The sequence below is a fragment of the Streptomyces cellostaticus genome (assembly GCF_001513965.1).
Taxonomy (GTDB): Bacteria; Actinomycetota; Actinomycetes; order Streptomycetales; family Streptomycetaceae; genus Streptomyces; species Streptomyces cellostaticus.
This window is the reverse complement of sequence record NZ_KQ948038.1, coordinates 54,210-79,418: the sequence shown is the minus strand read 5'-3', so window position 1 is coordinate 79,418 and position 25,209 is coordinate 54,210. Positions and strand designations below refer to the sequence as shown.

29 protein-coding genes are annotated in these 25,209 nt (G+C 70.2%); 8 read left to right on the top strand and 21 right to left on the bottom strand.

The genetic code is table 11. From position 1 onward, the window contains the following. Nucleotides 1–102 precede the first annotated feature (102 nt). From ftsH to dacB, 5 genes are all read right to left on the bottom strand, one after another. Entirely contained in the window at nucleotides 103–2,139 is a 2,037-nt protein-coding gene (ftsH, locus tag AQI88_RS33040; RefSeq protein WP_067006249.1) for an ATP-dependent zinc metalloprotease FtsH, read from the bottom strand. Between the two features lie 195 nt (nucleotides 2,140–2,334). Continuing rightward, nucleotides 2,335–2,895, bottom strand: a complete 561-nt coding sequence (gene hpt / locus AQI88_RS33035) for a hypoxanthine phosphoribosyltransferase (protein WP_067006246.1) — start codon at nucleotides 2,893–2,895, stop codon at nucleotides 2,335–2,337. Nucleotides 2,896–2,981: 86 nt separating this feature from the next. Then, nucleotides 2,982–4,064, bottom strand: coding sequence for a tRNA lysidine(34) synthetase TilS (tilS, locus tag AQI88_RS33030; protein WP_067006243.1), 1,083 nt, complete (start codon nucleotides 4,062–4,064; stop codon nucleotides 2,982–2,984). Nucleotides 4,065–4,256: 192 nt separating this feature from the next. Continuing rightward, nucleotides 4,257–5,405, bottom strand: a complete 1,149-nt coding sequence (locus tag AQI88_RS33025; RefSeq protein ID WP_067006241.1) for a zinc-dependent metalloprotease — start codon at nucleotides 5,403–5,405, stop codon at nucleotides 4,257–4,259. A gap of 92 nt (nucleotides 5,406–5,497) precedes the next feature. Further along, nucleotides 5,498–7,063 (bottom strand): D-alanyl-D-alanine carboxypeptidase/D-alanyl-D-alanine endopeptidase, encoded by a 1,566-nt coding sequence (dacB, locus tag AQI88_RS33020; RefSeq protein ID WP_067006238.1) that lies wholly within the window; start codon nucleotides 7,061–7,063, stop codon nucleotides 5,498–5,500. Nucleotides 7,064–7,187: 124 nt separating this feature from the next. Between dacB and AQI88_RS33015 the strand changes: the two genes are divergently transcribed. Then, nucleotides 7,188–7,679 carry an inorganic diphosphatase gene (locus tag AQI88_RS33015; protein ID WP_010044289.1) on the top strand — a complete coding sequence of 164 codons (492 nt, stop codon included), beginning with the start codon at nucleotides 7,188–7,190 and terminating at the stop codon, nucleotides 7,677–7,679. Between the two features lie 124 nt (nucleotides 7,680–7,803). Then, a complete protein-coding gene (locus tag AQI88_RS33010) occupies nucleotides 7,804–9,459 on the top strand; it encodes a threonine/serine exporter family protein (RefSeq protein WP_067006235.1) in 1,656 nt (551 codons plus the stop codon). 6 nt (nucleotides 9,460–9,465) lie between these two features. Here the strand turns inward: AQI88_RS33010 and AQI88_RS33005 are convergent, their stop codons facing one another. Then, nucleotides 9,466–10,380 (bottom strand): DedA family protein, encoded by a 915-nt coding sequence (locus AQI88_RS33005; RefSeq protein WP_067006233.1) that lies wholly within the window; start codon nucleotides 10,378–10,380, stop codon nucleotides 9,466–9,468. A gap of 141 nt (nucleotides 10,381–10,521) precedes the next feature. On the opposite strand from AQI88_RS33005, the gene AQI88_RS33000 reads away from it, so the two are divergent. Next, nucleotides 10,522–10,887 (top strand): YbjQ family protein, encoded by a 366-nt coding sequence (locus AQI88_RS33000; protein WP_067006230.1) that lies wholly within the window; start codon nucleotides 10,522–10,524, stop codon nucleotides 10,885–10,887. Nucleotides 10,888–10,905: 18 nt separating this feature from the next. Here AQI88_RS33000 and AQI88_RS32995 read toward each other — a convergent pair whose 3' ends face one another. Further along, nucleotides 10,906–11,670 carry a MerR family transcriptional regulator gene (locus tag AQI88_RS32995; RefSeq protein ID WP_067006228.1) on the bottom strand — a complete coding sequence of 255 codons (765 nt, stop codon included), beginning with the start codon at nucleotides 11,668–11,670 and terminating at the stop codon, nucleotides 10,906–10,908. A 114-nt stretch (nucleotides 11,671–11,784) separates the two neighbouring features. On the opposite strand from AQI88_RS32995, the gene AQI88_RS32990 reads away from it, so the two are divergent. Together AQI88_RS32990 and gad are read left to right on the top strand one after the other, a co-directional pair. Next, nucleotides 11,785–13,071: an ion channel protein gene (locus AQI88_RS32990; protein ID WP_067006225.1), complete on the top strand. Its 1,287-nt coding sequence runs from the start codon at nucleotides 11,785–11,787 to the stop codon at nucleotides 13,069–13,071. 30 nt (nucleotides 13,072–13,101) lie between these two features. Further along, a complete protein-coding gene (gene gad / locus AQI88_RS32985) occupies nucleotides 13,102–14,508 on the top strand; it encodes a glutamate decarboxylase (protein WP_067006216.1) in 1,407 nt (468 codons plus the stop codon). Between the two features lie 21 nt (nucleotides 14,509–14,529). On the opposite strand, the gene AQI88_RS32980 is transcribed toward gad, so the two are convergent. The 6 genes from AQI88_RS32980 to AQI88_RS32955 form a co-directional block, all read right to left on the bottom strand. Then, entirely contained in the window at nucleotides 14,530–15,291 is a 762-nt protein-coding gene (locus AQI88_RS32980; RefSeq protein ID WP_244184434.1) for an ABC transporter permease, read from the bottom strand. Continuing rightward, nucleotides 15,288–16,238, bottom strand: a complete 951-nt coding sequence (locus tag AQI88_RS32975; RefSeq protein ID WP_067006214.1) for an ATP-binding cassette domain-containing protein — start codon at nucleotides 16,236–16,238, stop codon at nucleotides 15,288–15,290. Before AQI88_RS32975 ends, AQI88_RS32980 begins: the two co-directional genes overlap by 4 nt. A 93-nt stretch (nucleotides 16,239–16,331) precedes the next feature. Continuing rightward, the gene (locus AQI88_RS32970) at nucleotides 16,332–16,973 is read right to left on the bottom strand and encodes a PadR family transcriptional regulator (RefSeq protein ID WP_067006213.1); all 642 of its coding nucleotides are present in this window, start codon (nucleotides 16,971–16,973) and stop codon (nucleotides 16,332–16,334) included. A gap of 24 nt (nucleotides 16,974–16,997) precedes the next feature. Continuing rightward, nucleotides 16,998–17,537 (bottom strand): DinB family protein, encoded by a 540-nt coding sequence (locus tag AQI88_RS32965; RefSeq protein ID WP_067006212.1) that lies wholly within the window; start codon nucleotides 17,535–17,537, stop codon nucleotides 16,998–17,000. A 110-nt stretch (nucleotides 17,538–17,647) separates the two neighbouring features. Beyond that, the gene (locus tag AQI88_RS32960) at nucleotides 17,648–19,108 is read right to left on the bottom strand and encodes an aldehyde dehydrogenase family protein (RefSeq protein ID WP_067006210.1); all 1,461 of its coding nucleotides are present in this window, start codon (nucleotides 19,106–19,108) and stop codon (nucleotides 17,648–17,650) included. Nucleotides 19,109–19,238: 130 nt separating this feature from the next. Further along, nucleotides 19,239–20,063 carry a helix-turn-helix domain-containing protein gene (locus AQI88_RS32955; RefSeq protein WP_067006208.1) on the bottom strand — a complete coding sequence of 275 codons (825 nt, stop codon included), beginning with the start codon at nucleotides 20,061–20,063 and terminating at the stop codon, nucleotides 19,239–19,241. Nucleotides 20,064–20,396: 333 nt separating this feature from the next. Here AQI88_RS32955 and AQI88_RS32950 point away from each other — a divergent pair, with 333 nt between their 5' ends. Further along, nucleotides 20,397–20,942: an ATP-binding protein gene (locus tag AQI88_RS32950; protein WP_244184433.1), complete on the top strand. Its 546-nt coding sequence runs from the start codon at nucleotides 20,397–20,399 to the stop codon at nucleotides 20,940–20,942. 111 nt (nucleotides 20,943–21,053) lie between these two features. Here the strand turns inward: AQI88_RS32950 and AQI88_RS32945 are convergent, their stop codons facing one another. The 8 genes from AQI88_RS32945 to rpmG all read right to left on the bottom strand — a co-directional run bounded on the left by AQI88_RS32945 (nucleotide 21,054) and on the right by rpmG (nucleotide 24,549). After that, nucleotides 21,054–21,323, bottom strand: a complete 270-nt coding sequence (locus tag AQI88_RS32945; protein ID WP_067006203.1) for a DUF397 domain-containing protein — start codon at nucleotides 21,321–21,323, stop codon at nucleotides 21,054–21,056. 146 nt (nucleotides 21,324–21,469) lie between these two features. Then, nucleotides 21,470–21,943 carry an SRPBCC family protein gene (locus AQI88_RS32940; RefSeq protein WP_067006201.1) on the bottom strand — a complete coding sequence of 158 codons (474 nt, stop codon included), beginning with the start codon at nucleotides 21,941–21,943 and terminating at the stop codon, nucleotides 21,470–21,472. Further along, nucleotides 21,940–22,287, bottom strand: coding sequence for an ArsR/SmtB family transcription factor (locus AQI88_RS32935; RefSeq protein WP_067006199.1), 348 nt, complete (start codon nucleotides 22,285–22,287; stop codon nucleotides 21,940–21,942). The genes AQI88_RS32940 and AQI88_RS32935 overlap by 4 nt, the downstream gene beginning before the upstream one ends. Nucleotides 22,288–22,294: 7 nt before the next feature. Next, a complete protein-coding gene (locus AQI88_RS32930) occupies nucleotides 22,295–22,669 on the bottom strand; it encodes a VOC family protein (RefSeq protein WP_067006197.1) in 375 nt (124 codons plus the stop codon). A gap of 64 nt (nucleotides 22,670–22,733) precedes the next feature. Beyond that, entirely contained in the window at nucleotides 22,734–22,967 is a 234-nt protein-coding gene (gene rpsR / locus AQI88_RS32925; protein ID WP_067006194.1) for a 30S ribosomal protein S18, read from the bottom strand. Beyond that, a complete protein-coding gene (locus tag AQI88_RS32920; protein WP_067006192.1) occupies nucleotides 22,967–24,124 on the bottom strand; it encodes a CobW family GTP-binding protein in 1,158 nt (385 codons plus the stop codon). The genes rpsR and AQI88_RS32920 overlap by 1 nt, the downstream gene beginning before the upstream one ends. Further along, nucleotides 24,121–24,375, bottom strand: coding sequence for a type B 50S ribosomal protein L31 (locus AQI88_RS32915; protein ID WP_067006190.1), 255 nt, complete (start codon nucleotides 24,373–24,375; stop codon nucleotides 24,121–24,123). The genes AQI88_RS32920 and AQI88_RS32915 overlap by 4 nt, the downstream gene beginning before the upstream one ends. 9 nt (nucleotides 24,376–24,384) lie before the next feature. Beyond that, nucleotides 24,385–24,549 carry a 50S ribosomal protein L33 gene (gene rpmG / locus AQI88_RS32910; RefSeq protein ID WP_053656360.1) on the bottom strand — a complete coding sequence of 55 codons (165 nt, stop codon included), beginning with the start codon at nucleotides 24,547–24,549 and terminating at the stop codon, nucleotides 24,385–24,387. Nucleotides 24,550–24,611: 62 nt separating this feature from the next. Between rpmG and rpmB the strand changes: the two genes are divergently transcribed. Continuing rightward, on the top strand, nucleotides 24,612–24,848 hold the full coding sequence (gene rpmB / locus AQI88_RS32905; RefSeq protein ID WP_067006188.1) for a 50S ribosomal protein L28: 237 nt from the start codon (nucleotides 24,612–24,614) through the stop codon (nucleotides 24,846–24,848). Continuing rightward, nucleotides 24,848–25,153 (top strand): 30S ribosomal protein S14, encoded by a 306-nt coding sequence (gene rpsN / locus AQI88_RS32900; RefSeq protein WP_067006186.1) that lies wholly within the window; start codon nucleotides 24,848–24,850, stop codon nucleotides 25,151–25,153. Before rpmB ends, rpsN begins: the two co-directional genes overlap by 1 nt. Nucleotides 25,154–25,209: the final 56 nt, after the last annotated feature.

Genomic DNA, 25,209 nt, shown 5'->3' with positions numbered 1-25,209 from the left:
GCGGCCCACGCGCTCTCTCTGCGGACATGCGAAAATGCCGCGCCCCCCAGGCTAAAACCTGGGGGGCGCGGCATTCATTCCGGTCCGGTTGGCCGAAAGGCGTCAGCCGTCGGTGCGGTCCTCCGGGGACTCCGTCGCCGGGGCGGGCTCGGCCGCCGTGGACTTCACCGTGCTGATCGCCGCCGTCGCGCCGTTCGCACCGTTGGTCAGTGCCAGCTCCTTCGGGGAGAGCACCGGCGGGCGGGTGGAGGGCGTACGACGGGAGGAGCCGGTCCAGGCGGGCCGCGGCGGGCGCTTGTGGATCGGGGCGAAGATCTCGGCGATCTCCTCCTTGCCGAGGGTCTCCTTCTCCAGCAGGTGGAGGACGAGCTGGTCGAGGACGTCGCGGTTCTCGACCAGGATTTCCCAGGCCTCGTTGTGCGCGTTCTCGATGAGCTTCTTGACCTCTTCGTCGACCAGCGCGGCGACCTCTTCCGAGTAGTCGCGCTGGTGAGCCATCTCACGTCCGAGGAAGGGCTCGCTGTTGTCGCCGCCGAACTTGATCGCGCCGAGCCGCTCGGTCATGCCGTACTGCGTGACCATCGCGCGGGCCAGGTTGGTGGCCTTCTCGATGTCGTTGGCAGCGCCGGTGGTCGGGTCGTGGAAGACCAGTTCCTCGGCCGCCCGGCCGCCCAGCATGTAGCCGAGCTGGTCGAGCATCTCGTTGCGGGTGGTCGAGTACTTGTCCTCGTCCGGGAGCACCATCGTGTAGCCGAGGGCGCGGCCGCGGGACAGGATCGTGATCTTGTGGACCGGGTCGGAGTTCGGCGAAGCCGCCGCGACCAGGGCGTGGCCGCCCTCGTGGTACGCGGTGATCTTCTTCTCCTTGTCCGACATGATCCGGGTCCGCTTCTGCGGGCCCGCGACCACGCGGTCGATCGCCTCGTCCAGCGCCTTGTTGTCGATCAGCTTCTGGTCGCCACGGGCGGTGAGCAGCGCGGCCTCGTTCAACACGTTGGCGAGGTCGGCGCCGGTCATGCCGGGGGTGCGGCGGGCGACGGCGGCCAGGTCGACGTCGGGCGCGACCGGCTTGCCCTTCTGGTGGACCTTGAGGATCTCCAGGCGGCCCTGGAGGTCCGGCGGGTCGACCGCGATCTGCCGGTCGAAGCGGCCCGGGCGGAGCAGAGCCGGGTCGAGGATGTCGGGCCGGTTCGTGGCGGCGATGAGGATCACGCCGCCCTTGACGTCGAAGCCGTCCATCTCGACGAGCAGCTGGTTCAGCGTCTGCTCGCGCTCGTCGTGACCGCCGCCGAGGCCGGCGCCGCGGTGGCGGCCGACCGCGTCGATCTCATCGACGAAGACGATCGCCGGGGCGTTCGCCTTGGCCTGCTCGAACAGGTCACGGACTCGGGAGGCACCGACACCGACGAACATCTCGACGAAGTCGGAACCGGAGATCGAGTAGAAGGGCACTCCGGCCTCGCCGGCGACGGCACGCGCGAGGAGCGTCTTGCCCGTACCGGGACGGCCGTACAGCAGCACGCCCTTGGGGATCTTGGCGCCGACGGCCTGGAACTTGGCCGGCTCCTGGAGGAACTCCTTGATCTCGTGGAGTTCCTCGACGGCCTCGTCGCAGCCGGCGACGTCGGAGAAGGTCGTCTTCGGGGTGTCCTTGGTGATGAGCTTGGCCTTGGACTTGCCGAAGTTCATGACCCGGGAGCCGCCGCCCTGCATCTGATTCATCAGGAACAGGAAGACGACCACGATCAGGACGAAGGGCAGCAGGGAGAGCAGGACACCGACGAACGGGTTCTGCTTGGACGGCGAGACCGTGTAGCCGTCCGGAATCTGCTTGTCCTGGTACTTGGTCTGCAGCGTGGCGGCGATGGTCACGCCCTGGTCGCCGATGTAGCTCGCCTGGATCTTCGAGCTGCCCTCGACCTTCTGGCCGTCCTTGAGGGTGACCTTGATGGTCTGCTCGTCACCGGTGGTGAGCTTGGCCGACTCGACTCTGTTCGCGTTGATCGCTGCCACGACCTGGCCGGTGTCCACCGTCTTGTAGCCGCCGGACGAGCCGACGACCTGCATCAACACGACCACGGCAAGGACGGCCAGCACGATCCACATGACCGGCCCACGGAAGTATCGCTTCACGTCCATCCATACGGAGCGGTGCCGCCCCGTCCCTCCTGCCATAGTGAGTTTGATAAGACAGTTCTTCTGACGGTACCCCAGCATTGTTGTCCGAAGCCGCACGGAGTGGCACGGACGGCAGGCGATCCCGTCTCTGCTTGCTCCAACGGCGCGAAACCCGCTGGGGTTCCCGATCGTCTTACAAGAGCTGACCCGGTTGGCTCAGCCGCCGTAGACGTGAGGCGCGAGCGTACCGACGAACGGCAGGTTGCGGTACTTCTCGGCGTAGTCGAGGCCGTAGCCGACCACGAACTCGTTCGGGATGTCGAAGCCGACCCACTCCACGTCGATGGCGACCTTGGCGGCGTCCGGCTTGCGCAGCAGCGTGCACACCTTCAGGGAGGCGGGCTCGCGGGAGCCGAGGTTGTTGATCAGCCAGGACAGGGTCAGGCCCGAGTCGATGATGTCCTCGACGATCAGGACGTGCCTGCCCTTGATGTCGGTGTCGAGGTCCTTGAGGATACGGACGACACCGGAGGACTGGGTGCCCGCGCCGTAGGAGGACACGGCCATCCAGTCCATGGTGAGGGGGGTGGACAGCGCCCGCGCGAGGTCCGCCATGACCATCACGGCGCCCTTGAGGACGCCGACGATGAGCAGGTCCTTGCCCTCGTACTCCGCGTCGATCTTCGCGGCCAGCTCGGCCAGCTTCGCGTCGATCTCTTCCTTGGTGATGAGCACCTGCTGGAGGTCGGCACCCATGTCTTTCGCGTCCACCCGCATCACTTTCGGTCGTCCCGCACTTACGGCCGCACTTACGGCGACCGGCTCCCCGGCCGCCGTCGGAGGGTCGCTCCGGGGGTCGGGATTCAGCCTTGCCGAATCACCAGTCTGCCACCCTGTCGCTGTGCGACGACTTTGCCGGGGAGATTGATGGCTCCCTGGCCGCGCCAGCCGGTGATCAGCCGGTCGACTTCCTCGATGTGGCGGGCGAAGAGGGATCCGGCGGGTGCGCCGGCCTCGATGGCGGCGCGGCGCAGGACGCGGCGGCGTACGGCGGGCGGGAGGGCGTAGAGCTTGGCGCACTCCAGGAGGCCCGCTGCGTCGCGTACGGAGACCTCGGCCTGGCTGGCCCAGGTGTCGAGGGCGTCGGCGTCGTCGCGGGAGAGCTGGGCGGTGCGGGCGAGGGCTTCCACGACGCCTTTGCCGAGGGCCTTTTCGAGGGCGGGCAGGCCCTCGTGCCTCAGCCGGGAGCGGGTGTAGGCAGGGTCGGCGTTGTGCGGGTCGTCCCAGACGGGCAGGGACTGGACCATGCAGGCCTTGCGGGCGGTCTGCCGGTCGAGGTGCAGGAAGGGGCGCCGGTAACGGCCGCCGGCCCCCGAGACCGCGGCCATGCCGGACAGGGAGCGGATGCCGGAGCCGCGGGCGAGGCCGAGCAGGACGGTTTCGGCCTGGTCGTCGCGGGTGTGGCCGAGCAGGACCGCGGTGGCGCCGTGGCGTTCGGCCGCGGCGTCGAGGGCGGCGTAGCGGGCGTCGCGGGCGGCGGCCTCGGGGCCGCCGTCGCGGCCTACGGTCACGGCGATGGACTCGGCGGGGCCCAGGCCGAGTTCGCGCAGCCTGAGGACGACCTCCTCGGCCCGCAGGTCGGAGCCGGGCTGGAGGCCGTGGTCCACGGTGATGCCGCCGGCGCGGATGCCGAGTTTGGGGGCCTCGAAGGCGAGGGCGGAGGCGAGCGCCATGGAGTCGGCGCCGCCGGAGCACGCGACGAGCACGAGGGGGGACGGCGGGCGCTCGTGCCGACGGGCTTCGCGGGCTGCATCGCCGGCTGCCGTGGCTGCTCTCGCTGCCGCTGTCGCCACTGCTTCGGAGTTACGGCTGTGGTCGGTGAGGATGTCGTGGAGGACGCGGCGGACCGCCAGGCGTATCGCCGCGACCGCAGGATGGGGACCCATGTCCGGTTCCCTTCATGAAGTTTTCGGGGGGTGAGCCCGACGTCGGTCACTCAGAGTGTGTAGATGGTGACAGAAGCGGGCCGTTCCCCGAGCATTGCACGCCTACCCATGGCTCACGGTCCCTCGGACGGGTGATTGGAGGGGCGTTCGCCTGCCGTCGGCCGGATTCGTTTCACGACTTCCCCACGGGCTTCACGACTCGGGCTTGCGGTGCACCCGTGCGACCCAGTCCGCCGGTTTGGCGATCTCCGCCTTGGTGGGCAGGGTGTTGGGCGAGGTCCACACGCGGTTGAAGCCGTCCATGCCGACCTCCTCGACGACCGCCCGTACGAAGCGTTCGCCGTCCCGGTACTGCCTGAGTTTGGCGTCCAGGCCGAGCAGTTTGCGCAGGGCGAGGTCGAGCCGGGAGGCGCCCTTGGCGCGACGCTGCTGGAACTTCTCGCGGATCTCGGCGACGCTCGGCACGACATCCGGGCCGACTCCGTCCATGACGAAGTCGGCGTGGCCCTCCAGCAGGGACATGACGGCGGTGAGGCGGCCGAGGATCTCGCGCTGGACAGGAGTCTGCACGAGTTCCACGAAAGAGCGTCCGCCGTCGTCCTCCTCGCCCTCGGGGCGGCCGCCGGCGAGGGACTGGGCGGCTTCGCGGACGCGTTCCAGCACGGTCATGGGGTCGACGTCGGTCTCCGCCAAGAACGACTGGATTTCACCCTCGAGGTGGTCACGGAGCCAGGGCACGGCGGTGAACTGCGTGCGGTGGGTCTCCTCGTGCAGGCACACCCAGAGCCTGAAGTCGTGCGGTTCGACGTCGAGTTCGCGCTCCACGTGGACGATGTTGGGCGCGACGAGGAGGAGGCGGCCGCCGCCGTTGGGCGACCCGGCAGGGCCGCCGGCCGGGAGGTCGCGGGTGGCGGGGGCGAAGGTCTCGTACTGGCCGAGGACGCGGGAGGAGAGGAAGGACAGCAGCATGCCGAGTTCGACGCCGGTGACCTTGCCGCCGACGGCGCCGAGGACAGCGCCCGAGGGGCTGCTGCCGCGCCGTTCCTCCATCTTGTCCAGGAGGGGCTTGAGGATCTCCCGGAAACCGGCGACGTTCGCCCGGACCCAGCCGGGGCGGTCGACGACGAGCACGGGGGTGTCGTGGGTCTCCTCGGTGCCCATACGAGTGAAGCCCCGGACGTGTTGCTCCGAGGCCTTCGCGTGCCGGCGCAGCTCCGCGACGACGGCCCTGGCCTCGTCGCGGCTGACGTCGGGACCCGGCCGTACGAGCCGTGTCGCGGTTGCCACCGCGAGGTTCCAGTCGACCATCCCGGAAGATGCGGTGCCACCGAAGCTCGTCATGTGTCAACCGTACGTGAGCGCTCCCGCTGGAGGCAGACCGTGACGGTCGGGCGGGGCCACGGAACGGCCTTCCGGGGCGGGAGCGGCGTTCCCTACCGGCAGCCGCAGCCCGCCAGGGCCGTGGCCGTCCGGTCCAGGGCCGTCTGGGCCTCCAGGGGGTCCGTCGTGCCGGAGGCGAGGAACGCGAAGGCCAGCAGGTGGCCGTCCTGGTCCACGACCGTGCCGGCCAGGGTGTTCACGCCCGTGAGCGTGCCGGTCTTCGCTCGTACGACTCCTGCCGCGCCGTCGGTGTAGCGGCTGGTCAGGGTGCCGGTGAAGCCTGCGACGGGGAGACCGGTGAGGACCGGGCGCAGGCCGGGGCGGGCCGGGTCGCCGGCCTTGACCAGCAAAGCGGTGAGGAGGTCCGCGGTGAGCCGGTCGTCGCGGCTGAGGCCGCTGCCGTCGTGGAAGGAGGCACCGGACATCGGCAGGCCGAGTTTCCCGAGCTGCATGGCGACGGCCTTGGCGCCGCCGCCGAAATCGGCCGGCTCGCCGCCGGCGAGGGCGGTCTGGCGGGCCAGGGCCTCGGCGATGTCGTTGTCGCTGTTGGTCAGCATGCGCTCGACCAGGGCGGACAGCGGCGGTGAGGAGACGGTGGCGAGGGTCGTGGCGCGGCTGGTGGCCTTGGAGGGGCCGGGGGGCGTGGTTTCGATGCCGGCGTCCCTCAGGAAGCCGGCGAACTTGCCGGCCGCGTCCGCCGCCGGGTCGGACACCCGGGTGGCCGGGCCGCTGATGGAGCCGTCGGTGCGGCCCTCGTCGGCAATGAGGGCGCTGACGGGGGCGAGGTTGCCGTTGACGCCGATGGGGTGCAGTGCGGGGCCGGAGTAGAGCGTGGTGTCGTAGGAGAGCGTGATCTTGTGGATGTGGCGCTTCTTGAGCGCGGCGGCGGTGCCGGCGGCCAGGGTGCGCAGGCTCGCCCAGCCTTCCGTGCTCTTGCGGGCGGTGAGGGTGGGGTCGCCGCCGCCGACCAGGACCAGTTCGCCGGTGTCGGGTTCGAGGGCGGCGCGGGTGGTGAAGCGGTGGTCGGGGCCGAGCGCGGACAGCGCGGCGACGGCGGTGGCGATCTTGGTGGTGGAGGCGGGGGCGAGGGCCTTGCCGGCGTCGGTGCCGTAGAGCCGCTTGCCGGTGGTGACGTCGACGACGGCGGCCGTGTGGCTGCCGCCGAGCGCGGAGGCGTCCAGGAGCGGCCCGATGACGTCTGCGAGGGCCTTTGCGGCGGGCGGCGCCTTCTTGGTGCTGACGGTGCTCGTGGTGGCGCCCAGGCCCGTCAGGACGGGTGCGGCGCTCGGTGCGGGCCGGGGCGCCGAGGCGGACGTTCCCGGGGCGCCGTGATCTGCGCCACCTGACCGCTCCAGAGCGACCGCCCGGTCCCGCTCGGCCGTACGCTGACCGTTGGCGTCCCAGGGACCGGTGACGGTCACCACACCGGCGGCCAGCGCCAGCCCGGCGGTGACGGCGCCCGCGGTGTACTGCCAGGTCCCGCCGGTCCGCGGACGGGGGAGGTGCGCAATCCGGACAAGACCGGGGCGAACCACCCGCTTCAGCCGCGCGACCCGCGGTTTCGTGGCCGTCGCGGCGCGTGCCAGACGCGGTCGTACGGCGTTCGCGATCCGCTCCACCTGCGGTCTCGCGGCTCGCCAAGGCCTCAGCTCTGGCACTACCACCAGCCCCTTTCGCGATCACACACCTGCGTGAGGGACACTTAACCACCAGAACTATGTGCTGATCATGGAGGAGCCACCGGTGGAGTTCGACGTCACGATCGAGATCCCGAAGGGTTCGCGGAACAAGTACGAGGTGGACCACGAGACCGGTCGGATCCGCCTGGACCGTCGCCTCTTCACCTCGACCGCCTACCCGACCGACTACGGCTTTGTCGAGAACACCCTCGGCGAGGACGGCGACCCGCTGGACGCGCTGGTCATCCTGGACGAGCCGACGTTCCCGGGCTGCCTGATCAAGTGCCGCGCGATCGGCATGTTCCGGATGACGGACGAGGCGGGCGGCGACGACAAGCTGCTGTGCGTTCCGGCCACCGACCCGCGCGTGGAGCACCTGCGCGACATCCACCACGTGTCGGAGTTCGACCGTCTGGAGATCCAGCACTTCTTCGAGGTGTACAAGGACCTGGAGCCCGGCAAGTCGGTCGAGGGTGCCAACTGGGTGGGCCGCACGGACGCCGAGATCGAGATCGAGCGCTCGTACAAGCGCTTCAAGGAGCAGGGCGGTCACTGACCCCTCGGGTTCCACGGGCCGCACGCGCACGCGTGCGGCCCGTTTGCGTAGGCGTGCGCATCGCGTGCACCTTGCATGCGCATACTGAGGCTTACGGAAGGTGTCGTTCAGGGAGCGGTGCGAGGTGACGGAGGCGGAGGACCGCAAGCCCCGGTCGGACGAGGCGCGGTACGACCCGGAGATCACGTCCGAGTTCGCCATTCCTGAGGGCCTCGCGGTCCCCAGGGGCGGCGGTGAGCCGGAGACCACGTCCGAGTTCGCCGTGCCGAAGGGCCTGGAGACGCCGCAGGTGCCGGGTGCCGAGCCGGAGGGGTCGGCGTTCAGCCTGCCGAGAACCTACAGCGCCAAGGACGCCCCGGCCGCGTTCACCCCGGCGACCGGCATGCCGGCGGTCAGCCTGATCAAGGACGCGCCCTGGCAGGACCGGATGCGCACGATGCTGCGCATGCCGGTGGCCGAGCGGCCGGCGCCGGAGCCCGTGCAGCGGGCCGAGGAGGAGGGCCCGGCGGTCCCGCGCGTGCTCGACCTGACCCTGCGTATCGGCGAGCTGCTGCTGGCCGGCGGCGAGGGCGCGGAGGACGTGGAGGCCGCGATGTTCGCGGTGTGCCGGTCCTACGGCCTGGACCGCTGCGAGCCGAACGTCACGTTCACGCTGCTGTCGATCTCCCACCAGCCGTCCCTGGTGGAGGACCCGGTGACGGCGTCGCGGACGGTACGGCGGCGGGGAACGGACTACACGCGGCTCGCGGCGGTGTTCCGGCTGGTGGACGACCTGACCGACCCCGAGACCCATGTCTCCCTGGAGGAGGCCTACCGGCGCCTGGCGGAGATCCGCCGTAACCGGCACCCCTACCCCGGCTGGGCCCTGACCCTGGCGAGCGGGCTGCTCGCGGGGGCGGCCTCCGTGCTGGTCGGCGGTGACCTGATCGTGTTCGTCGCGGCCGCGGTGGGTGCGATGCTCGGCGACCGGCTGGCCTGGCTGTGCGCGGGGCGCGGGCTGCCGGAGTTCTACCAGTTCACGGTGGCCGCGATGCCGCCCGCGGCGATCGGCGTCGCGTTCGCGCTGGCCCATGTCGACGTGAAGGCGTCCGCGGTCATCACCGGCGGGCTGTTCGCGCTGCTGCCCGGGCGGGCGCTGGTGGCGGGCGTGCAGGACGGTCTGACGGGCTTCTACATCACCGCGGCCGCACGCCTGCTGGAGGTCATGTACTTCTTCGTCGGCATCGTCGCCGGCGTGCTGGTCGTCCTGTACTTCGGTGTCAAGGTCGGCGGCAAGCTGAACCCGGACACGACGCTGGGCATCTCCGAGCGGCCGCTGATACAGATCGCCGCGTCCATGCTGTTGTCGCTGACGTTCGCCGTGCTGCTTCAGCAGGAACGATCCACCGTGCTGGCCGTGACGCTCAACGGGGGTGTCGCGTGGTCGGTATACGGCGCGATGCACTACGCGGGCGGTATCTCGCCGGTCGCCTCCACGGCCGCGGCGGCGGGGCTGGTGGGGCTGTTCGGGCAGCTGTTGTCGCGGTACCGGTTCGCGTCCGCGTTGCCCTACACGACAGCTGCGATCGGGCCGTTGCTGCCCGGTTCGGCCACCTACTTCGGGCTGTTGGCCATGGCTCAGAACGACGTGGACAAGGGGCTGGTGTCGCTGGCCAAGGCCGCCTCCCTGGCCATGGCGATCGCCATCGGGGTCAACCTGGGATCCGAGATCTCCAGGCTGACCCTGCGGGTCGGCTCCGCCGGCAAGCGCCGGGCTGCGAAGAGGACCAGGGGCTTCTGAGCGCCCTCACTGGTTGCGGTAGTCGTACGGGTACTGGTTCTGGTCGTACTGCTGGGGGTACTGCTGCTGCGGGTAGTGCTGCTGGTCGTGGTACTGGTTGTCGTAACCGCCCTGGTTCCAGTACTGCTGCTCCTGCTGCTGCGGCTGTTGCTGCTGGTACGGCTGCTCGTACGGCTGCTCGTACGGCTGCTCGTACGGCTGCTCGTACGGCTGCTCCGGCTCGATGCGGCGCAGGCGGGTCGTGGCGTCGTCCAGGACCGGTGCCGGACGCGAGATCTCCGGCTCGGCCTGCGCAGCCTTCTTGTTCTTGCCGCGCGCGCGGAGGAACTCGATCGCGACCGGGATCACGGACACGAGGACGATCAGGATGAGGATCGCCTCGATGTTCTTCTTGACGAAGTCGATGTTGCCCAACCAGGAGCCGAGCAGGGTGACGCCCGCGCCCCACAGGACACCGCCGACGACGTTGAAGGTCAAAAACGAGCGGTACTTCATGCCGCTGACACCGGCGATGATCGGTGTGAACGTGCGCACGATGGGCACGAAACGGGCCAGGACCAGGGACTTCGGGCCGTACTTCTCGAAGAACTCGTGCGCCTTGGTGACGTTCTCCCGCTTGAACAGGCGTGAGTCCGGGCGGTTGAACAGGGACGGTCCGACCTTCTTGCCGAACATGTAGCCCGCCTGGTCGCCGAGGATCGCGGCGAGACAGATCAGGCCGATCGCACCCCACAGCGGGAAGTCCAGCTGGTGGGACGTGATCAGCAGACCGCAGGTGAACAGCAGCGAGTCGCCCGGCAGGAAGAAGCCGATGAGCAGACCGGACTCGGCGAAGACGATGAGCAGCAGGCCCCAGATGCTGTAGTTGTCGAGCAGATAGTTGGGATCCAGCCAGCTCGGGCCGAGGGCGAGTGTCATCACGGGTCCGGGCTCCTGAGGGGATGAGGGCGGCTGGGGCGTCCTTGTGCGGCCGCACAAAGCTATCAACGCGATGTGACCGCCCCAGGTTCCACCGGTGACTCCAGGATGCACTGTGGGGCAACTGGGGCAAAGCTGTGAGCCATGGGACTCGATGACTACGGCGGCGGCCAGGGGCCCCAGCCGGACGTGCTGGTCGTGACGACGAACGACGTGCCCGGACACCGGGTGCAGGAGGTGCTCGGTGAGGTGTTCGGGCTCACCGTGCGTTCCCGGCACCTCGGCAGCCAGATCGGCGCCGGGCTCAAGTCGATGATCGGCGGCGAGCTGAAGGGGCTCACCAAGACGCTCGTACAGACCCGCAACCAGGCCATGGAACGGCTGGTGGAGCAGGCACGCGCGCGTGGGGCCAACGGAGTGCTGGCGTTCCGCTTCGATGTGACGGAGGCCGCGGACGTGGGCACGGAGGTGTGCGCGTACGGGACCGCCGTGGTCCTGGCCCGGGAGTAGGGCTCCCGGGCCAGGAGCTCACGCGGTGTGCCGGTCCGCGTTCGCGGTGATCGCATCGCGCAGGTGCTCGGCGAGCCCCGGCCCCATGGAGTCGTAGTACGCCTTGAAGCGCTCGTCGGAGACGTACATCCCGCCGAGGCAGCGGTGCATCTTGTACGGGCACTCGTAGAACCACCGGGAGATGTGCTGCCGGTGCTCCTCGGCCATCTCCATGGCCGGCGCGCCGGACGGAGCCTCACCGGCGGCCACGAGGGCGGCGTACCGCTCGCTCCAGTCGTCGACCTCGGCCTTGATGCGCAGCCAGTCCTCCTTGGTGTAGCGGGCGGCGCGGCGCTGGGACTCGGCCCATTCGGGGGTGTTCCCCCAGCGCTGCTCGGCCTCCTCGGCGTACTTCTCGGGGTCCTGCTGCTCCCCGAAGACCTCGAACCGCTCCTCGGGCGTGAGGTTGATGCCCATCTTGCGTGCCTCCATGGCGTGCTCCACGGCCGCGGCCATCTTCTGCAGCTTCTCGATCCGGGCGGTCAGCAGTTCGTGCTGGCGGCGCAGGTGCGCGCGCGGGTCCACGTCCGGGTCGTCGAGCAGAGCCGCGACCTCGTCGAGCGGGAAGCCGAGCTCCCGGTAGAACAGGATCTGCTGGAGCCGGTCGAGGTCGGCCTCGCCGTAGCGCCGGTGGCCGGCGTGGGTGCGCTCGCCGGGGGCGAGCAGGCCGATCTCGTCGTAGTGGTGCAGGGTGCGCACCGTGACGCCGGCGAACCCCGCGACCTGTCCCACGGAGTAGCTCACTTTTCCGCTCCTTGTCGTCGGTACGCCCTCCACGCTGAGGCCTCACGCCACGTGAGGTGCAAGCCAGATGCGATTCGGGATGTTCAACATCTTTTGTCCGCTTATGGTGAGCCCGTGGCCCAGGACAGCACGCAACAGGCCCCTACGACCCGTCCGGCGACGCCGGCACGGGCCCTGCTGCCGTTCATCCTGCCCGCCGCCGTCGTGGGGGTGGTCTCGAGCCTCGTCTTCGTCGGGGTGAGCGCGGCTGCGGAGCGGCTCCAGCAGGTGCTGTGGGGGCCGCTGCCGGACGCGCTGGGCATCGGCCGCTACTCCGTGCTGTGGATGTTCGTGATGCTGATCGCGACGGGGGTCGCGGTAGGTCTTGTGGTGTGGAAGGCACCCGGGCATGCCGGGCCCGACCCGGCCACCATGGGGCTGAACGCGCCCGTCATGCCGCCGCTCGTGCTGCCGGGTCTGGTGCTGGCCACCGGGCTGATGCTGGCGGGCGGGCCGAGCCTCGGCCCGGAGAATCCGATCATCGCCGTGAACATCGCCCTGGCGGCCTGGCTCGGCGGGCGCTTTCTGCCTCGCATGCCCGGCAGCCTGTGGCCGGTGCTGGCCGAGTCGGCGACGATCGGGGCGCTGTTCGGCACACCGGTGGCGGCGGCGCTGGTCATCTCCGAGGCGCTGGCCGGTCGGCCGATCCGGGGGCTGCTGTGGGACAACCTGTTCGCGCCGCTGACCGCCGCCGCGTGCGGGTCCATGACGACCGCCCTGGTGGCCCATCCGACCTTCGACCTGCATCTGCCGCCCATCGGCCACCCGCATGGGCGGGACCTGCTGGCGGCCCTGGTGATCGCGTCGGCGGCCGCACTGCTCGGCATGTGCGCGGTCTACGCCTTCCCGTACGTGCACACGGCCTTCGGGCGGCTGCGGCACCCGATGCTGATGCTTCCGGCCGGCGGTGTCGTCCTGGGGGCCCTGGCGGCCCTGGGGGGCCACCTGACGCTCTTCAAGGGGCTGTCGGAGATCGGGGAGCTGGCGCGCGACCCGGAGGGCTGGTCGGCGGGGCAGTTCGCCACGATGACGGTGGTGAAGCTGGCCGCGCTGCTGGTCGCCGCGTCCTGCGGCTTCCGGGGCGGCCGTATCTTCCCGGCCGTGTTCGTCGGTACCGCTCTGGGCCTGTGCTCCCATGCGCTCGTTCCGGCCGTGCATCCCGCGCTGGGCGTGGCCACGGGCGTGCTGGGCATGCTTCTGGCCATCACCCGGCAGGGCTGGGTGAGCCTGTTCACCGCCGCCGTCCTGGTCGCCTCGCCCGCCATCCTCGCGCTGCTGTGCATCGCCTCGCTGCCGGCCTGGCTGCTGGTGACGGGGCGCCCGCAGATGCAGCTGCACAAGGACGGCACCCCGATCCGCTGACTCTTTCCCCTCGTCTGGAGGCATGTCTGTATGGCCCTGCACAAAGGTCCCGAGAAGCACGAAGAGCGGCCGATGTCGGTCAACCCGTTCTTCGGGGAGGCCAATCCGGTCGGCGGCATGACCGAGGCCCCGCCCACCCACCGGCTCCCGGACACGCCGCTGCCCCCGTCGACGGCGTACCAGCTGGTGCATGACGAGCTGATGCTGGACGGCAACTCCCGGCTGAACCTGGCGACTTTCGTCACCACCTGGATGGAGCCGCAGGCCGGGGTGCTGATGGCGGAGTGCCGCGACAAGAACATGATCGACAAGGACGAGTACCCGCGCACGGCCGAGCTGGAGCGGCGCTGTGTGGCGATGCTCGCCGACCTGTGGAACGCGCCGGACCCGGCGGCCGTCGTGGGCTGTTCGACGACCGGGTCGAGCGAGGCGTGCATGCTCGCCGGGATGGCACTGAAGCGGCGCTGGGCCAAGCGCAACGCCGACCGGTACCCGGGGGCGCGGCCCAATCTGGTCATGGGCGTCAACGTCCAGGTCTGCTGGGACAAGTTCTGCAACTTCTGGGAGGTGGAGGCCCGGCTGGTGCCCATGGAGGGCGACCGGTACCACCTGGATCCGCAGGCGGCGGCCGAGCTGTGCGACGAGAACACCATCGGGGTCGTCGGCATCCTCGGCTCGACCTTCGACGGGTCCTACGAGCCCGTCGCGGACCTGTGCGCGGCCCTGGACGCCCTCCAGGAGCGCACCGGTCTCGACATCCCGGTGCACGTGGACGGCGCGTCCGGGGCGATGGTGGCGCCCTTCCTGGACGAGGACCTGGTGTGGGACTTCCGGCTGCCGCGCGTGGTCTCGATCAACACCTCCGGACACAAGTACGGCCTGGTCTACCCGGGCGTCGGCTGGGCGCTGTGGCGGGACAAGGAGGCGCTGCCCGAGGAACTGGTCTTCCGGGTCAACTACCTGGGCGGTGACATGCCGACCTTCGCGCTCAACTTCTCCCGCCCCGGCGCCCAGGTGGTCGCGCAGTACTACTCGTTCCTGCGGCTGGGCCGCGATGGTTACCGCGCGGTGCAGCAGTCGACGCGGGACGTGGCGGTCTCGCTCGCCGGGCGGATCGAGGCGCTCGGCGACTTCCGGCTGCTGACCCGGGGCGACCAGCTGCCGGTCTTCGCCTTCACCACCGCCCCGGACGTGACGGCGTACGACGTCTTCGACGTCTCCCGGCGGCTGCGCGAGGGCGGCTGGCTGGTGCCCGCGTACACCTTCCCGCCGCACCGCGAGGACCTGTCCGTGCTGCGGGTGGTCTGCCGCAACGGCTTCTCGCACGACCTCGCCGACCTGTTCCTCGACGACCTGACCCGCCTGCTGCCGGACCTGCGCCGGCAGCCGCATCCGCTGACCCGGGACAAGGACGCGGCCACCGGTTTCCATCACTAGCGGCCCAGCCGTTTCCGCCCCCTAGCGGCCCAGCCGCGCGAACCTCCCTACGGCCAGCGGGAAGAACACCGCGAGGAGGCCCAGCGGCCAGGCCACGGCCGCCCACAGGTGCCCCGGCTCGCCGCCCTGGCTGCCGAGCAGGTCCCGTACGGCCGTCGCCGTCTGGGACAGGGGGTTCCACTGGACGGCCGTACCCAGCCAGTCGGGCATGGCGTCCGGTGTGGCGAGGACGTTGGAGAGGAAGCCGACCGGCCAGATGAGGATCTGCACGGCCTGGACCATCTCGGGCCGGCCGGCGATCAGGGCGAGGTGGATGCCGACCCAGAGCATCGCGAAGCGGAGCAGGAGCAGCAGGCCCACGGCGCCCAGGAAGGCACCCGGGCCGCCGTGCGCCCGCCAGCCCAGCGCGTACGCCACGCCCGTCATCAGCGCGAGCCCGACCGCCGACTGGAGCATGTCGGCCGCCGAACGGCCCACCAGGACGGCTCCGTTGGTCATGGGCAGGGAGCGGAAGCGGTCGATGACGCCCCTGGTGAGGTCCTGGGTGACGTTGAGCATCGTGCCCTCCAGGCCGAAGGCCATGGTGAGCGCGAACATGCCGGGCACCAGGTAGTCGACGTAGTCGCCGGTGACGCCCCGGCCGCCGCCGATCAGGTAGCCGAACATCAGCAGCAGCATCACCGGGAAGACCAGGCCGACCAGCACCTGGCCGGGCTGCCGTGCCCAGTGGGCGAGTTCGCGCCGGGTCATGGTCCAGGAGTCGGTCAGGACGTAGGGGGTCACGCGGCCTCCTTCACTCGGTTCTCGTCGCCGGTGAGGTGCAGGAACACCTCGTCCAGCGTGGGCCGGCGCAGGGCGACGTCCGCCGCCTCGATGCCGGCCGCCTCCAGGGCGCGTACGACCCCGGAGAGCGCGCTCATGCGGTCGGCGACCGGGGCGCTGAGCAGCCGGCGGTCGGTGTCCACCGAGACGCCGGTGACGGGCAGCAGGGCGACGGCCGCGCCGAGTTGGCCCGCGTCGCGCAGGACGACGTCGATGCGGTCGCCGCCGGTGAGCGTCTTCAGCTCGTCGGGGGTGCCGTCGGTGACGACCCGGCCGTGGTCCACGAACGCGATGCGGTGGGCGAGCTGGTCGGCCTCCTCCAGGTACTGGGTGGTGAGCAGGACCGTCGTACCGCCGCCGACCAGCGAGCGGACGGCGGCCCAGACCTCGGCGCGGCCGCGCGGGTCGAGTCCGGTCGTCGGCTCGTCCAGGAAGAGCACCTCGGGGTCGGTGATCAGGGAGGCGGCGAGATCGAGGCGGCGGCGCATGCCGCCGCTGTAGCGGGCGACCGGGGTGCGGCCGGTGCCGGTGAGGTCGAAGCGGTCCAGGAGCTCGGCGGCGCGCACGCGCGCGTGGCGGGCGCCGAGGTGGTGCAGGCGGGCGAACATCTCCAGGTTCTGCCGGCCGTCCAGCTGCTCGTCCAGCGCCGCGTACTGGCCCAGCAGGCCGATGCGCCGGCGGACCGCGCGGGCCTCGGTGAGCACGTCGTGCCCGGCGACCTCGATACGGCCGCCGTCCGGCCTGAGCAGGGTGGACAGGGTCCGGACCAGGGTGGTCTTGCCCGCTCCGTTGGGCCCGAGCACCGCGTGCACGGTGCCCCATGTGACGTGCAGGTCGAGCCCGTCCAGGGCGTGTTCGGTGCCGTAGGTCTTGCGTGCGTCCTCAACGGTGATCGCCGTGTCGGCCACGTACCACTCCCTCGCTAGTCAAACTTGACTACTTCACGAAAGTAGCGCGAGCGGCCTCATTGGTCAAACTTGATTAGTGGGCCTTCCGCTGCGTCAGCGCTCGTCCCCCGGGTGCCGCTCCCCCGTCGCGTAAGGGTTCTCCTCGCCCTCGGTGAGCACGCCCACGAAGCGTTCGCCCTCGCCGGCGAACGTGTAGGCGCCCGCCTCCAGGCGGGCGATCAGCCCCCGGGTCCACGCCGCGTCGGAGTCGGCCGTGTGGACCCAGAGGTTCATGATCTCGCCGATGTGGCCGAGCTGGTCGGGGCCGTCCTCGGGGATGTAGTGCCCGGTGACGGTGGCCCGCCACTCCCCGATCCGCCGGATTCGGTCCCTGAGCAGGTCCAGCGCCTCGGCCCGTTCCAGCTCGACCAGGAAGCCGATGGCCGCCGACTGGATGTCCATCTTCTGGTCGTAGGAGACCAGGGACTCGCGCAGCAGCCGGAAGAACTCCTCCTCGCCCCGGTCCGTGATCTCGTACTCGGTGCGCGGCGGGCCCCCGGCGGTGGAAGGCGCGATCTCGTGCGCGTGCAGCAGCCCTTGCTTCTCCATCTGCTTCAGGGCGTGGTAGATGGAGCCGGGCTTGGCGTTGGACCACTCGTGCGCGCCCCAGTACTCCAGGTCGTTGCGCACCTGGTAGCCGTGGGCCCGCCCGTGCTGGCGGACCGCGCCCAGCACGAGAAGACGGATCGCTGACATGCGGTCCAGGTTATTGCCGCACGGCTAGCCGGCCTGCTCCAGGGCCACCAGCTCGAACGCCGTCTTCCCGTCCAGGGACTCCCGGATGATGTCGGCGTGGCCGGCGTGCCGGGCCGTCTCGCGGATCAGGTGCAGGCACAGCCAGCGCAGGGAGACGCGGCTGTCCGGCGGGAACCAGGGGTCGTTCGGCAGCGGGAAGGTGTCGTCCAGGCTGGGCGCCGAGCGGATGAACTTCTCCGTCTCGTCGGCGATCTGCTCCCAGTGGGCGAGCTGCGAGGCCACCGTCTCCTCGCCGGTCAGCTGAAAGCACTCGTGCCAGTTCGACTCGTCGCGGTGGACCGCCGGCGGCTCCTGCTTGGCCCGGGCGATCCAGCCCTGCTCGACCTCGGCGACGTGCTTGAGCAGGCCGCCCAGGGACAGCTCGCTGGCGCTCGGGCGCAAGCGGGCCTGCTCCTCGGTCAGCCCCAGCAGCGCCCTGCGGATCCCTCCGCGCTGTTCCTCCACGAACGAGAGCAGCGCCCCGCGCTCGTCGCCCTGCGCCTCTGCTCCCACGTGCATCACCATGACCGGCCGCCTTTCATCGAAGCCCTCGGGGCCTTTCCCCCTGACACCGATGACACTACGGACCCTTGCGGTCAGCTTCTGTCCGCAAGGCCGGACCGTGGCCGGACGGCTCAGAACGGGAATTCGCTGCGCCGGTGCTGCACCGAGATCCACTTCAGCGTGGTGAAGGCGTCCAGGGTGGTCTCGCCGTTCAGCCGGCCGATCCCGGAGTTCTTCTCGCCGCCGAACGGGACCAGCGGCTCGTCGTGGATGGTCCCGTCGTTCACGTGGAACATGCCCGTGTCGATCCGCTTGGCGAAGGCCACTCCGCGCTCGACGTCCGCGGTGTGCACGGCGCCGCTGAGGCCGTAGGGGGTGTCGTTGACGATGCGGACCGCGTCCTCCTCGCCGTCGAACGGCACGAGCAGGGCGACCGGTCCGAAGATCTCCTTGTGCAGGAGGGAGGAGCCGGACGGCACGTCGGTGAGGACGGAGGGCTCCACCAGATTGTCGTTCGCCCCGCCCCTGACGAGAACGGTGGCTCCCTCGGCGACCGCCTGGTCGATGGCGGCCGTGAGGGCGTTCGCCTGGAGGGAGTTGATGACCGGTCCGATCACCGTCTGCGGGTCGCTCGGGTCGCCCGTCTTCAGCGTCCTGACCTTGGCGACGAACTTCTCGGTGAACTCCTCGCTCACCGACCGGTCCACCAGGACCCGGTTGGCGGCCATGCAGACCTGCCCCTGGTCGACGTAACGGCTGAAGACGGCCGCGTCGACCGCGTAGTCGATGTCGGCGTCGTCCAGCACCACCAGCGCGCTGTTGCCGCCCAGTTCCAGCACCGAGCGCTTGAGCTGCCCCGCGCACACGGTCGCTATGTGCCGGCCGACCTTGTCGGAACCGGTGAAGGAGATGACCTTCGGGACCGGGTGCTCGATGAACGCGTCGCCTATCTCGGCTATGTCGGTCAGCACGACGTTGAGCAGGCCCGGCGCCAGGCCCGCGTCCTCGAAGAGCTTGGCGATCAGTGTGCCGCCGGTGATCGGGGTGTCCTGGTGGGGCTTGAGGACGACGGCGTTGCCCAGAGCGAGGGCCGAGGCGACCGGCTTGACCGACAGCAGGAAGGGGAAGTTGAAGGGGCTGATGACACCGACCACGCCCACCGGGAGGCGGTAGAGACGGTTCTCCTTGCCGTCGACCGGCGAGGGCAGCAGGCGGCCGTCGCAGCGCAGCGCCAGCTGGGCCGCCTCGCGCAGGAACTCCTTGGCGAGGCGGATCTCGAACCGGGCCTTCACATGCGTGCCGCCCAGCTCCGCGATGATCATCTCCGTGATCTCGCGCTCGCGCTCCTCGACCAGGCGCAGGACCTTCTCGAAGAACGCACGGCGGGTGTACGGGTTGGTCTGGGCCCAGTCGTGCTGGGCCCGGGCGGCCGCTCTGTAGGCGTCGTCGACCTCGTCGACGGTGGCTATGGTGATCGAGGCCAGCTTCTCGCCGTCGTACGGGTTGAAGTCGATGATGTCCCAGGAACCGGTGCCCTGGCGCCACTCGCCGTCGATGTACTGCTGGGCCAGGTCGGTGAAGCAGGACGACATGTGTTCCCTCGATCCCCCGCTGCTCGGTGACAGCCAGACAGACACCCGGTCGACTACACGGTCTGATCGCCCGTCATCGTACTTGTGTTTCCCGTGAGTTGTGAGGTCAGGACAGCTGCAAGTCGTGAGGTCAGGACAGCTGCAACAGACCGCGCAGCAGGTCCCGGCTCTCGTCCGGGCCGGGGCTGTCCTGCTGGAGCTCCTTGAGTGCCTGCTCGTACTGGGTGACGTCCTCGCGCTTGTCCAGGTAGAGCGCGCTGGTCAGCTGCTCCAGGTACACGACGTCGGACAGGTCCGACTCGGGGAAGCTGAGGATGGTGAAGGCGCCGCTCTCGCCGGAGTGCCCGCCGAAGCCGAACGGCATGACCTGCAGCCGTACGTTGGGGCGCTGGGAGATGTCGATCAGATGCTGGAGCTGGCCGCGCATCACGTCGCGGTCGCCGTAGGGGCGGCGCAGGGCGGCCTCGTCGAGGACGATGTGGAACTCGGGCGCGTTCTGCGCGAGCAGGTGCTTCTGCCGCTCCAGGCGCAGGGCGACCCGTCGCTCCACGTCGGCCGCGCTCGCGCCCCGCATGCCGCGCCGCACCACCGCGCGGGCGTACTCCTCGGTCTGCAGCAGGCCGTGCACGAACTGCACCTCGTACACCCGGATCAGGGAGGCGGCACCCTCCAGGCCCACATAGGTGGGGAACCAGCTGGGCAGCACGTCGGTGTAACTGTGCCACCAGCCCGCGACGTTGGCCTCCCGGGCGAGGGAGAGCAGCGACTCGCGCTCCGCCTCGTCCGTGATGCCGTACAGCGTCAGCAGGTCCTCCACGTCCCTGGTCTTGAAGCTCACCCGGCCCAGCTCCATCCGGCTGATCTTCGACTCGGAGGCGCGGATCGAGTACCCCGCCGCCTCGCGCGTGATCCCCCGTGCTTCACGCAGTCGCCTGAGTTGCGAGCCGAGCAGCATGCGCCGCACCACCGATCCGGGCTCTCCCGCGCTCACGTTCGCCAGCCTCCCCAACCGTCTTCAGGGGCCGAAGTCTGCCACTAAAACACTTCGAGCAGTACTCGTCCGGTTACGGAAACGGAAAGAGGTCGGCCGTTTTGAACAGGAAGAGATAGGGACCTGTGACAGCAACCGCTTCAAGTTGGCGGAAAAAATGGCCAAGAAGCGGGGCGGGCGGGTTCAATTCGGTCGCGTGCACGTGCATCTGCCCTTGCATCTGCCGTGCGCATCCGAAAGCATGGTGCCGCGCCACCGCTGCATCGCAACGACCGCGAATTCCCGGGAGTGCCTCGCATGGGAACGAATGGATCGACCATGCTCAAGCCGTTACGGCAGGGCCTCCCGCCGCTGGATCCCGCGGCCGTGTCCGATGCCGCCTCCTGCGCCCTGCCCACCCGCTACGAAGCGGTGCGCGAGGCCCGGCGCTTCACCCGCTGCACGCTGGACAAGTGGGACGCGGGCGATCGCTTCGACGACATATGTCTCGTCGTCTCCGAACTCGTCACCAACGCCCTGCGGCACGGCCTGCCTCTTCCCCACCACCACCCTTGCAACGAGGCCCTGCGGGCCGCACCTTCCGACGCGGCCGACGTGGGGTGCGCCGAGGACCAGCCGGTACGGCTGCACCTGATGCGCTGGACCGAGCGACTGGTGTGCGCGGTGCGCGACCCCAGCCACGAGACCCCCGCCCCACGCGACTCGGACGACTTCTCGGCCGAGTCGGGCCGCGGCCTGTTCCTGGTCGACTCCTTCGCCGACAGCTGGGGCTGGCACCCGCTCGCGGGCACCCTCAACGGCAAGGTCGTCTGGGCGCTGTTCCGGCTCCGGCCCACCGACTGACCCGGTACGGCACCGACGGACGCCGCGGTTCTACGCGCGTACACCCGGACGTCACCCGGCCGCCACCGGCCCACCGCGACCGGTCGGTCGCGTCCGGGCCGGTGAGTCGTTTCAGCCGGCCACCAGATGGTCGAACTCGCCGTCCTTGACGCCGAGGAGCATCGCCTCGATCTCCGCGCGCGTGTAGACGAGCGCGGGGCCGTCCGGGAAGCGCGAGTTGCGTACGGCCACCTCGCCGCCGGGCAGCCGCGCGAACTCCACGCACGAGCCCTGCGAGTTGCTGTGCCTGCTCTTCTGCCAGGCCACTCCGTCCAGCTGCGTGGCAGCCATGCCGTTGTACACGTCGTACCCCCCGTACACGCCGTCAACGTCGCGGTCCACAGGTTGCTCCCCGGTGGTGCACTGGCTGGTGAGGCCATAGATGCTGTAGTCAACTGACCCGGATCATAACCCCGTTCATGTGCAGTTGCATGAGCAGATGCACGTGCACGGGGGGTGTTCCCGCGATTACAGGTTTGACGTCCGCTTTACCGAAGCCGGTCCAGCGTCTGCCCCAGAGACGGCAGTACATGCCCCCTCCAGCCCCCGTCCATGATCTTCCGCGCCATCAACTGCGCCGGGTCGTCCGGATCGAAACCTTCGTGCACTAGGAAGAGACGCGTACCGCGCCCTTCCTGTTCCAGGGTCCAGGTGATGGTCCAGTCCGCAGGATTGGCGGGATCGGCATCCGCCCACCGGAGGGACAGCATCCGCTCGGTGTCGTAGGCGAGAACCTGCACTTCTACGACGCCGGAGAAGCGGGAGTTGGGACGCGGGACCGAGGTCATCCGGTACCGGTGGCCGACCTCGAGGCGGAAGTCCTCGGCGCCGGGCATCTGCCACCTGGCCAGCAGCCCGGGCTCGGTCAGGGCCCGCCAGACCTTGGCGGGCGGGTGGGGGAAGAACTGGTCGACGCGGATCGTGGTGAGGTCGTCGGCGTCGTCGGGCGGTGCGGTGCTCATGGGCGGTCATCGTCCGGCATGCGGTCGAGCAGATCGCCGAGGCCCTTCAACCGGTCCCGCCAGAACCGCTCGTACGGATGGAGCCAGTCCTGCACCTCGGCGAGCGGGGCCGCCTCGAGGCGGTAGATGCGCTGCCGGCCGGAGCGCTGCTCGGAGACGAGGCCGGCCTCCCGGAGCACCCTGAGGTGTTCCGAGAGGCTCGGGCGGCGCATGTCGAAGTGGTCGGCCAGGGTCTGCACGGGCTGCGGTCCGCTCTCGCGCAGCAGCCGCAGCACTTCCCTGCGCGTGGCGTTGGCGAGCGCGGCGAAGACGCGGTCCTCGGCGGCGGTACCCGTCCCGTTCATGGAGCGGTCAGAAACCTTCCTTCTCCGTCAGCAGCATCAGACCGTTGCCGTCGGGGTCCGCGAAGGAGGCCATGCGCCCCCAGGGGAGCTCGTCCGGTCCCTGCACGGGGATCCCGGCCGCGGTGAGCCGGGCACAGTCCGCGTCGACGTCGGTCGTGACCAACATGATCCCCCGCGCGGAGCCGGCCTCAAAACCCCCCATGCCGGGCCCCGAAAGGGTGAAGACGGTCTGCGCACCCCTGGGGGCCACCTGGAGCCAGCGCCCCTGGGGCAGGTCCCGGTCGGCGGTGACCTCCAGGCCGAGGACATCCGTGTAGAAGCGCAGCGCGCGGTCCTGGTCGGAGACGGGAAGCGTGACGAATGAGGCATGCGTGATGGTCATGCCCGCAGAATAGATAGGCGATTCCCTACGCGTCAATCGTAGGGAATCGCCTACCTATAGCCTGTCACCTGCTGGAGTACGGCAGCAGCGCCATCTCCCGTGCGTTCTTGACGGCCCGCGCCAGCAGCCGCTGCTGCTGGGCGGTGACCCTGGTGACCCGGCGGCTGCGGATCTTGCCGCGGTCGGAGACGAACTTCCGCAGCAGGTCGGTGTCCTTGTAGTCGATGTAGGTGATCCCGGCCTGGTCCAGCGGGTTGGGACGGTTCTTGGCGGGCTTGCGGTCGCTCGGGCGAGGCATCAGACCTCCAGCAGGGTGTCGAAGGCGGGCGGCAGTTTCTTCCAGGCATCGCGCCCGGCGGCGTACTCGGCATCGGTGAGCAGACAGGACTCCAGAAGGTGCTCGAGTCCGTCGCGGTCGAGGCCGGGCGAGGTGAAGACGAGGTGGTTGCAGCAGTCGCCGTGCTCCGGGTGCCAGTCCAGCGCGGCGGCGGCCCGGCGCACCGGCGGGACCATCTCCCAGGCCGCGTCGGGCAGCGCGGCGAGCCACGGGCCGGCGCTCTCGACGCACAGCGCACCGCCCGCCGCGTCCCAGTGCAGCAGCACGTCGGGTTTGTCGGCGAGCCAGAACCGGCCCCGGCTGCGGGCCGCGGCGCAGGTCAGGTCCTCCAGGGCCGCGTACAGCCGCCCGGGGTGGAAGGGGCGGCGGCGGTTCCAGACCAGGGTGGCGACGCCGTGACTGTCGGCCTCGGCGGGCAGCAGGGCGCAGGCCGGGTGCTGGGCGGCCGCGGCCGCCTCCACGTCGAAACCGGCGAGCGCGGCCGCCGTCAGCGGGGAGGTGCGGGACGTCGCGCCCGCCGGGCCGCCGTGGCCGATCGGAACCCGGCGGGCCGTCGGATGGAGCTGCGCGAGCAGCTCACGGTCCTCGTCGTCGGCCTCCGGTGAGTCGGCCACGGCGAGGACGGGGGCGTACTCCAGCTGGCGGGCGAAGGTGTCGGCGACCGTGCGCTGGTCGGTGGCGGCCGCGGCGAGCCCCGCCTCGGCGAGGTCGTCGCCGTTGCCGAGGTACGGCAGTACCAGCGCCGGATCGACGGCGGTGATCACGCCGGTGACGGTGAGGCCGCCGGCCGTGACCACCTCGGCCATCGCCTTGGGCTCGACCGAGTCCCACAGCTCGACGATCGCGAGCCGCACCGTGCCGTCGTCGGCGAGGCGGCGCAGCTCCGGCACCAGGTCCTCGCGCAGGGCGCAGCACGCGCAGTCGTTGACCAGGGGCGTCTCGCCGACGGAGCGGATGCCGTCGCGGTCCCGGACGGTGCGTACGACCGTGCCGGCCGCGGCCGTCGCCAGGTCGTGGTGGAGGGCGACGCTGCCGGGCACGTCGGCGAGGAGCCGGTCCACCGCCGCCTTGCGGGCCTCGGCGTGCAGCCCGCCGACGACGGCCACGGACAGGCTCACGCCCCGCCCCGCTTCCCGTACCGGCGCTCGAAGCGCTCCACGCGGCCGGCCGTGTCCAGGACGCGGGCGGTGCCGGTGTAGAAGGGGTGGCTGACGTCGGAGATCTCGACGTCCACGACCGGGTAGGTGCGGCCGTCCTCCCACTCGATCGTCTTCTGACTCGTCATGGTCGAGCGGGTGAGGAAGGCGTGGCCGGCAGCACGGTCACGGAACACGACGGGCCCGTAGTCGGGGTGGATTCCCTTGCGCATGGCGTTGCCTCAGCGCTCCTCTCGGAAGTCGGCGTGCCGGCCGGCGACCGGGTCGTACTTGCGCAGCGTCATGCGGTCCGGGTCGTTGCGGCGGTTCTTGCGGGTCACGTAGGTGTAGCCGGTCCCGGCGGTGGACCGGAGCCTGATGACCGGGCGGAGTTCGTTGCGTGCCATGCTGCTATCTTACTGAAAATGAATTCCATTAGCATCCAGCGTTGAGGAGAGGTACGTCACCCATGTCCGCCCACTGCATGCTGACCGGCACCCAGCCCGGCTTCGGCAACCGCATCTCCCACTCCCACCGGCGCACCTCCCGCCGCTTCGACCCGAACATCCAGACCAAGCGCTACTGGCTGCCCGGCGAGGGCCGGCACGTGCGGCTGCGGCTGAGCGCGAAGGCGATCAAGACCGTGGACACCATCGGCGTCGAGGCGGCCGTGGCCCGGATCCGCGCCCGGGGGGTGAAGGTCTGATGGCGAAGCAGAGCAAGATCGCGAAGAACGAGCGGCGCAAGGAGGTCGTCGCCCGGTACGCCGAGCGCCGCGCCGAACTGAAGGAGATCATCCGGCGGCCCTCCACGACGGAGGCGGAACGGATCGCCGCCCAGCGGGAGTTGCGCAGGCAGCCGCGGGACGCCAGCGCCACGCGCGTGCGCAACCGCGACCAGGTGGACGGCCGGCCACGCGGCTACCTGCGCACCTTCGGCCTGTCCCGGGTGAACCTGCGCGAGCAGGCTCACAAGGGATTCCTGCCCGGCGTCCGGAAGTCCTCCTGGTAACGGCTGATAGCTTGCTGCGGTCCCTCCGGCCACGGGAGGCCGGCCACTGGAGCTTT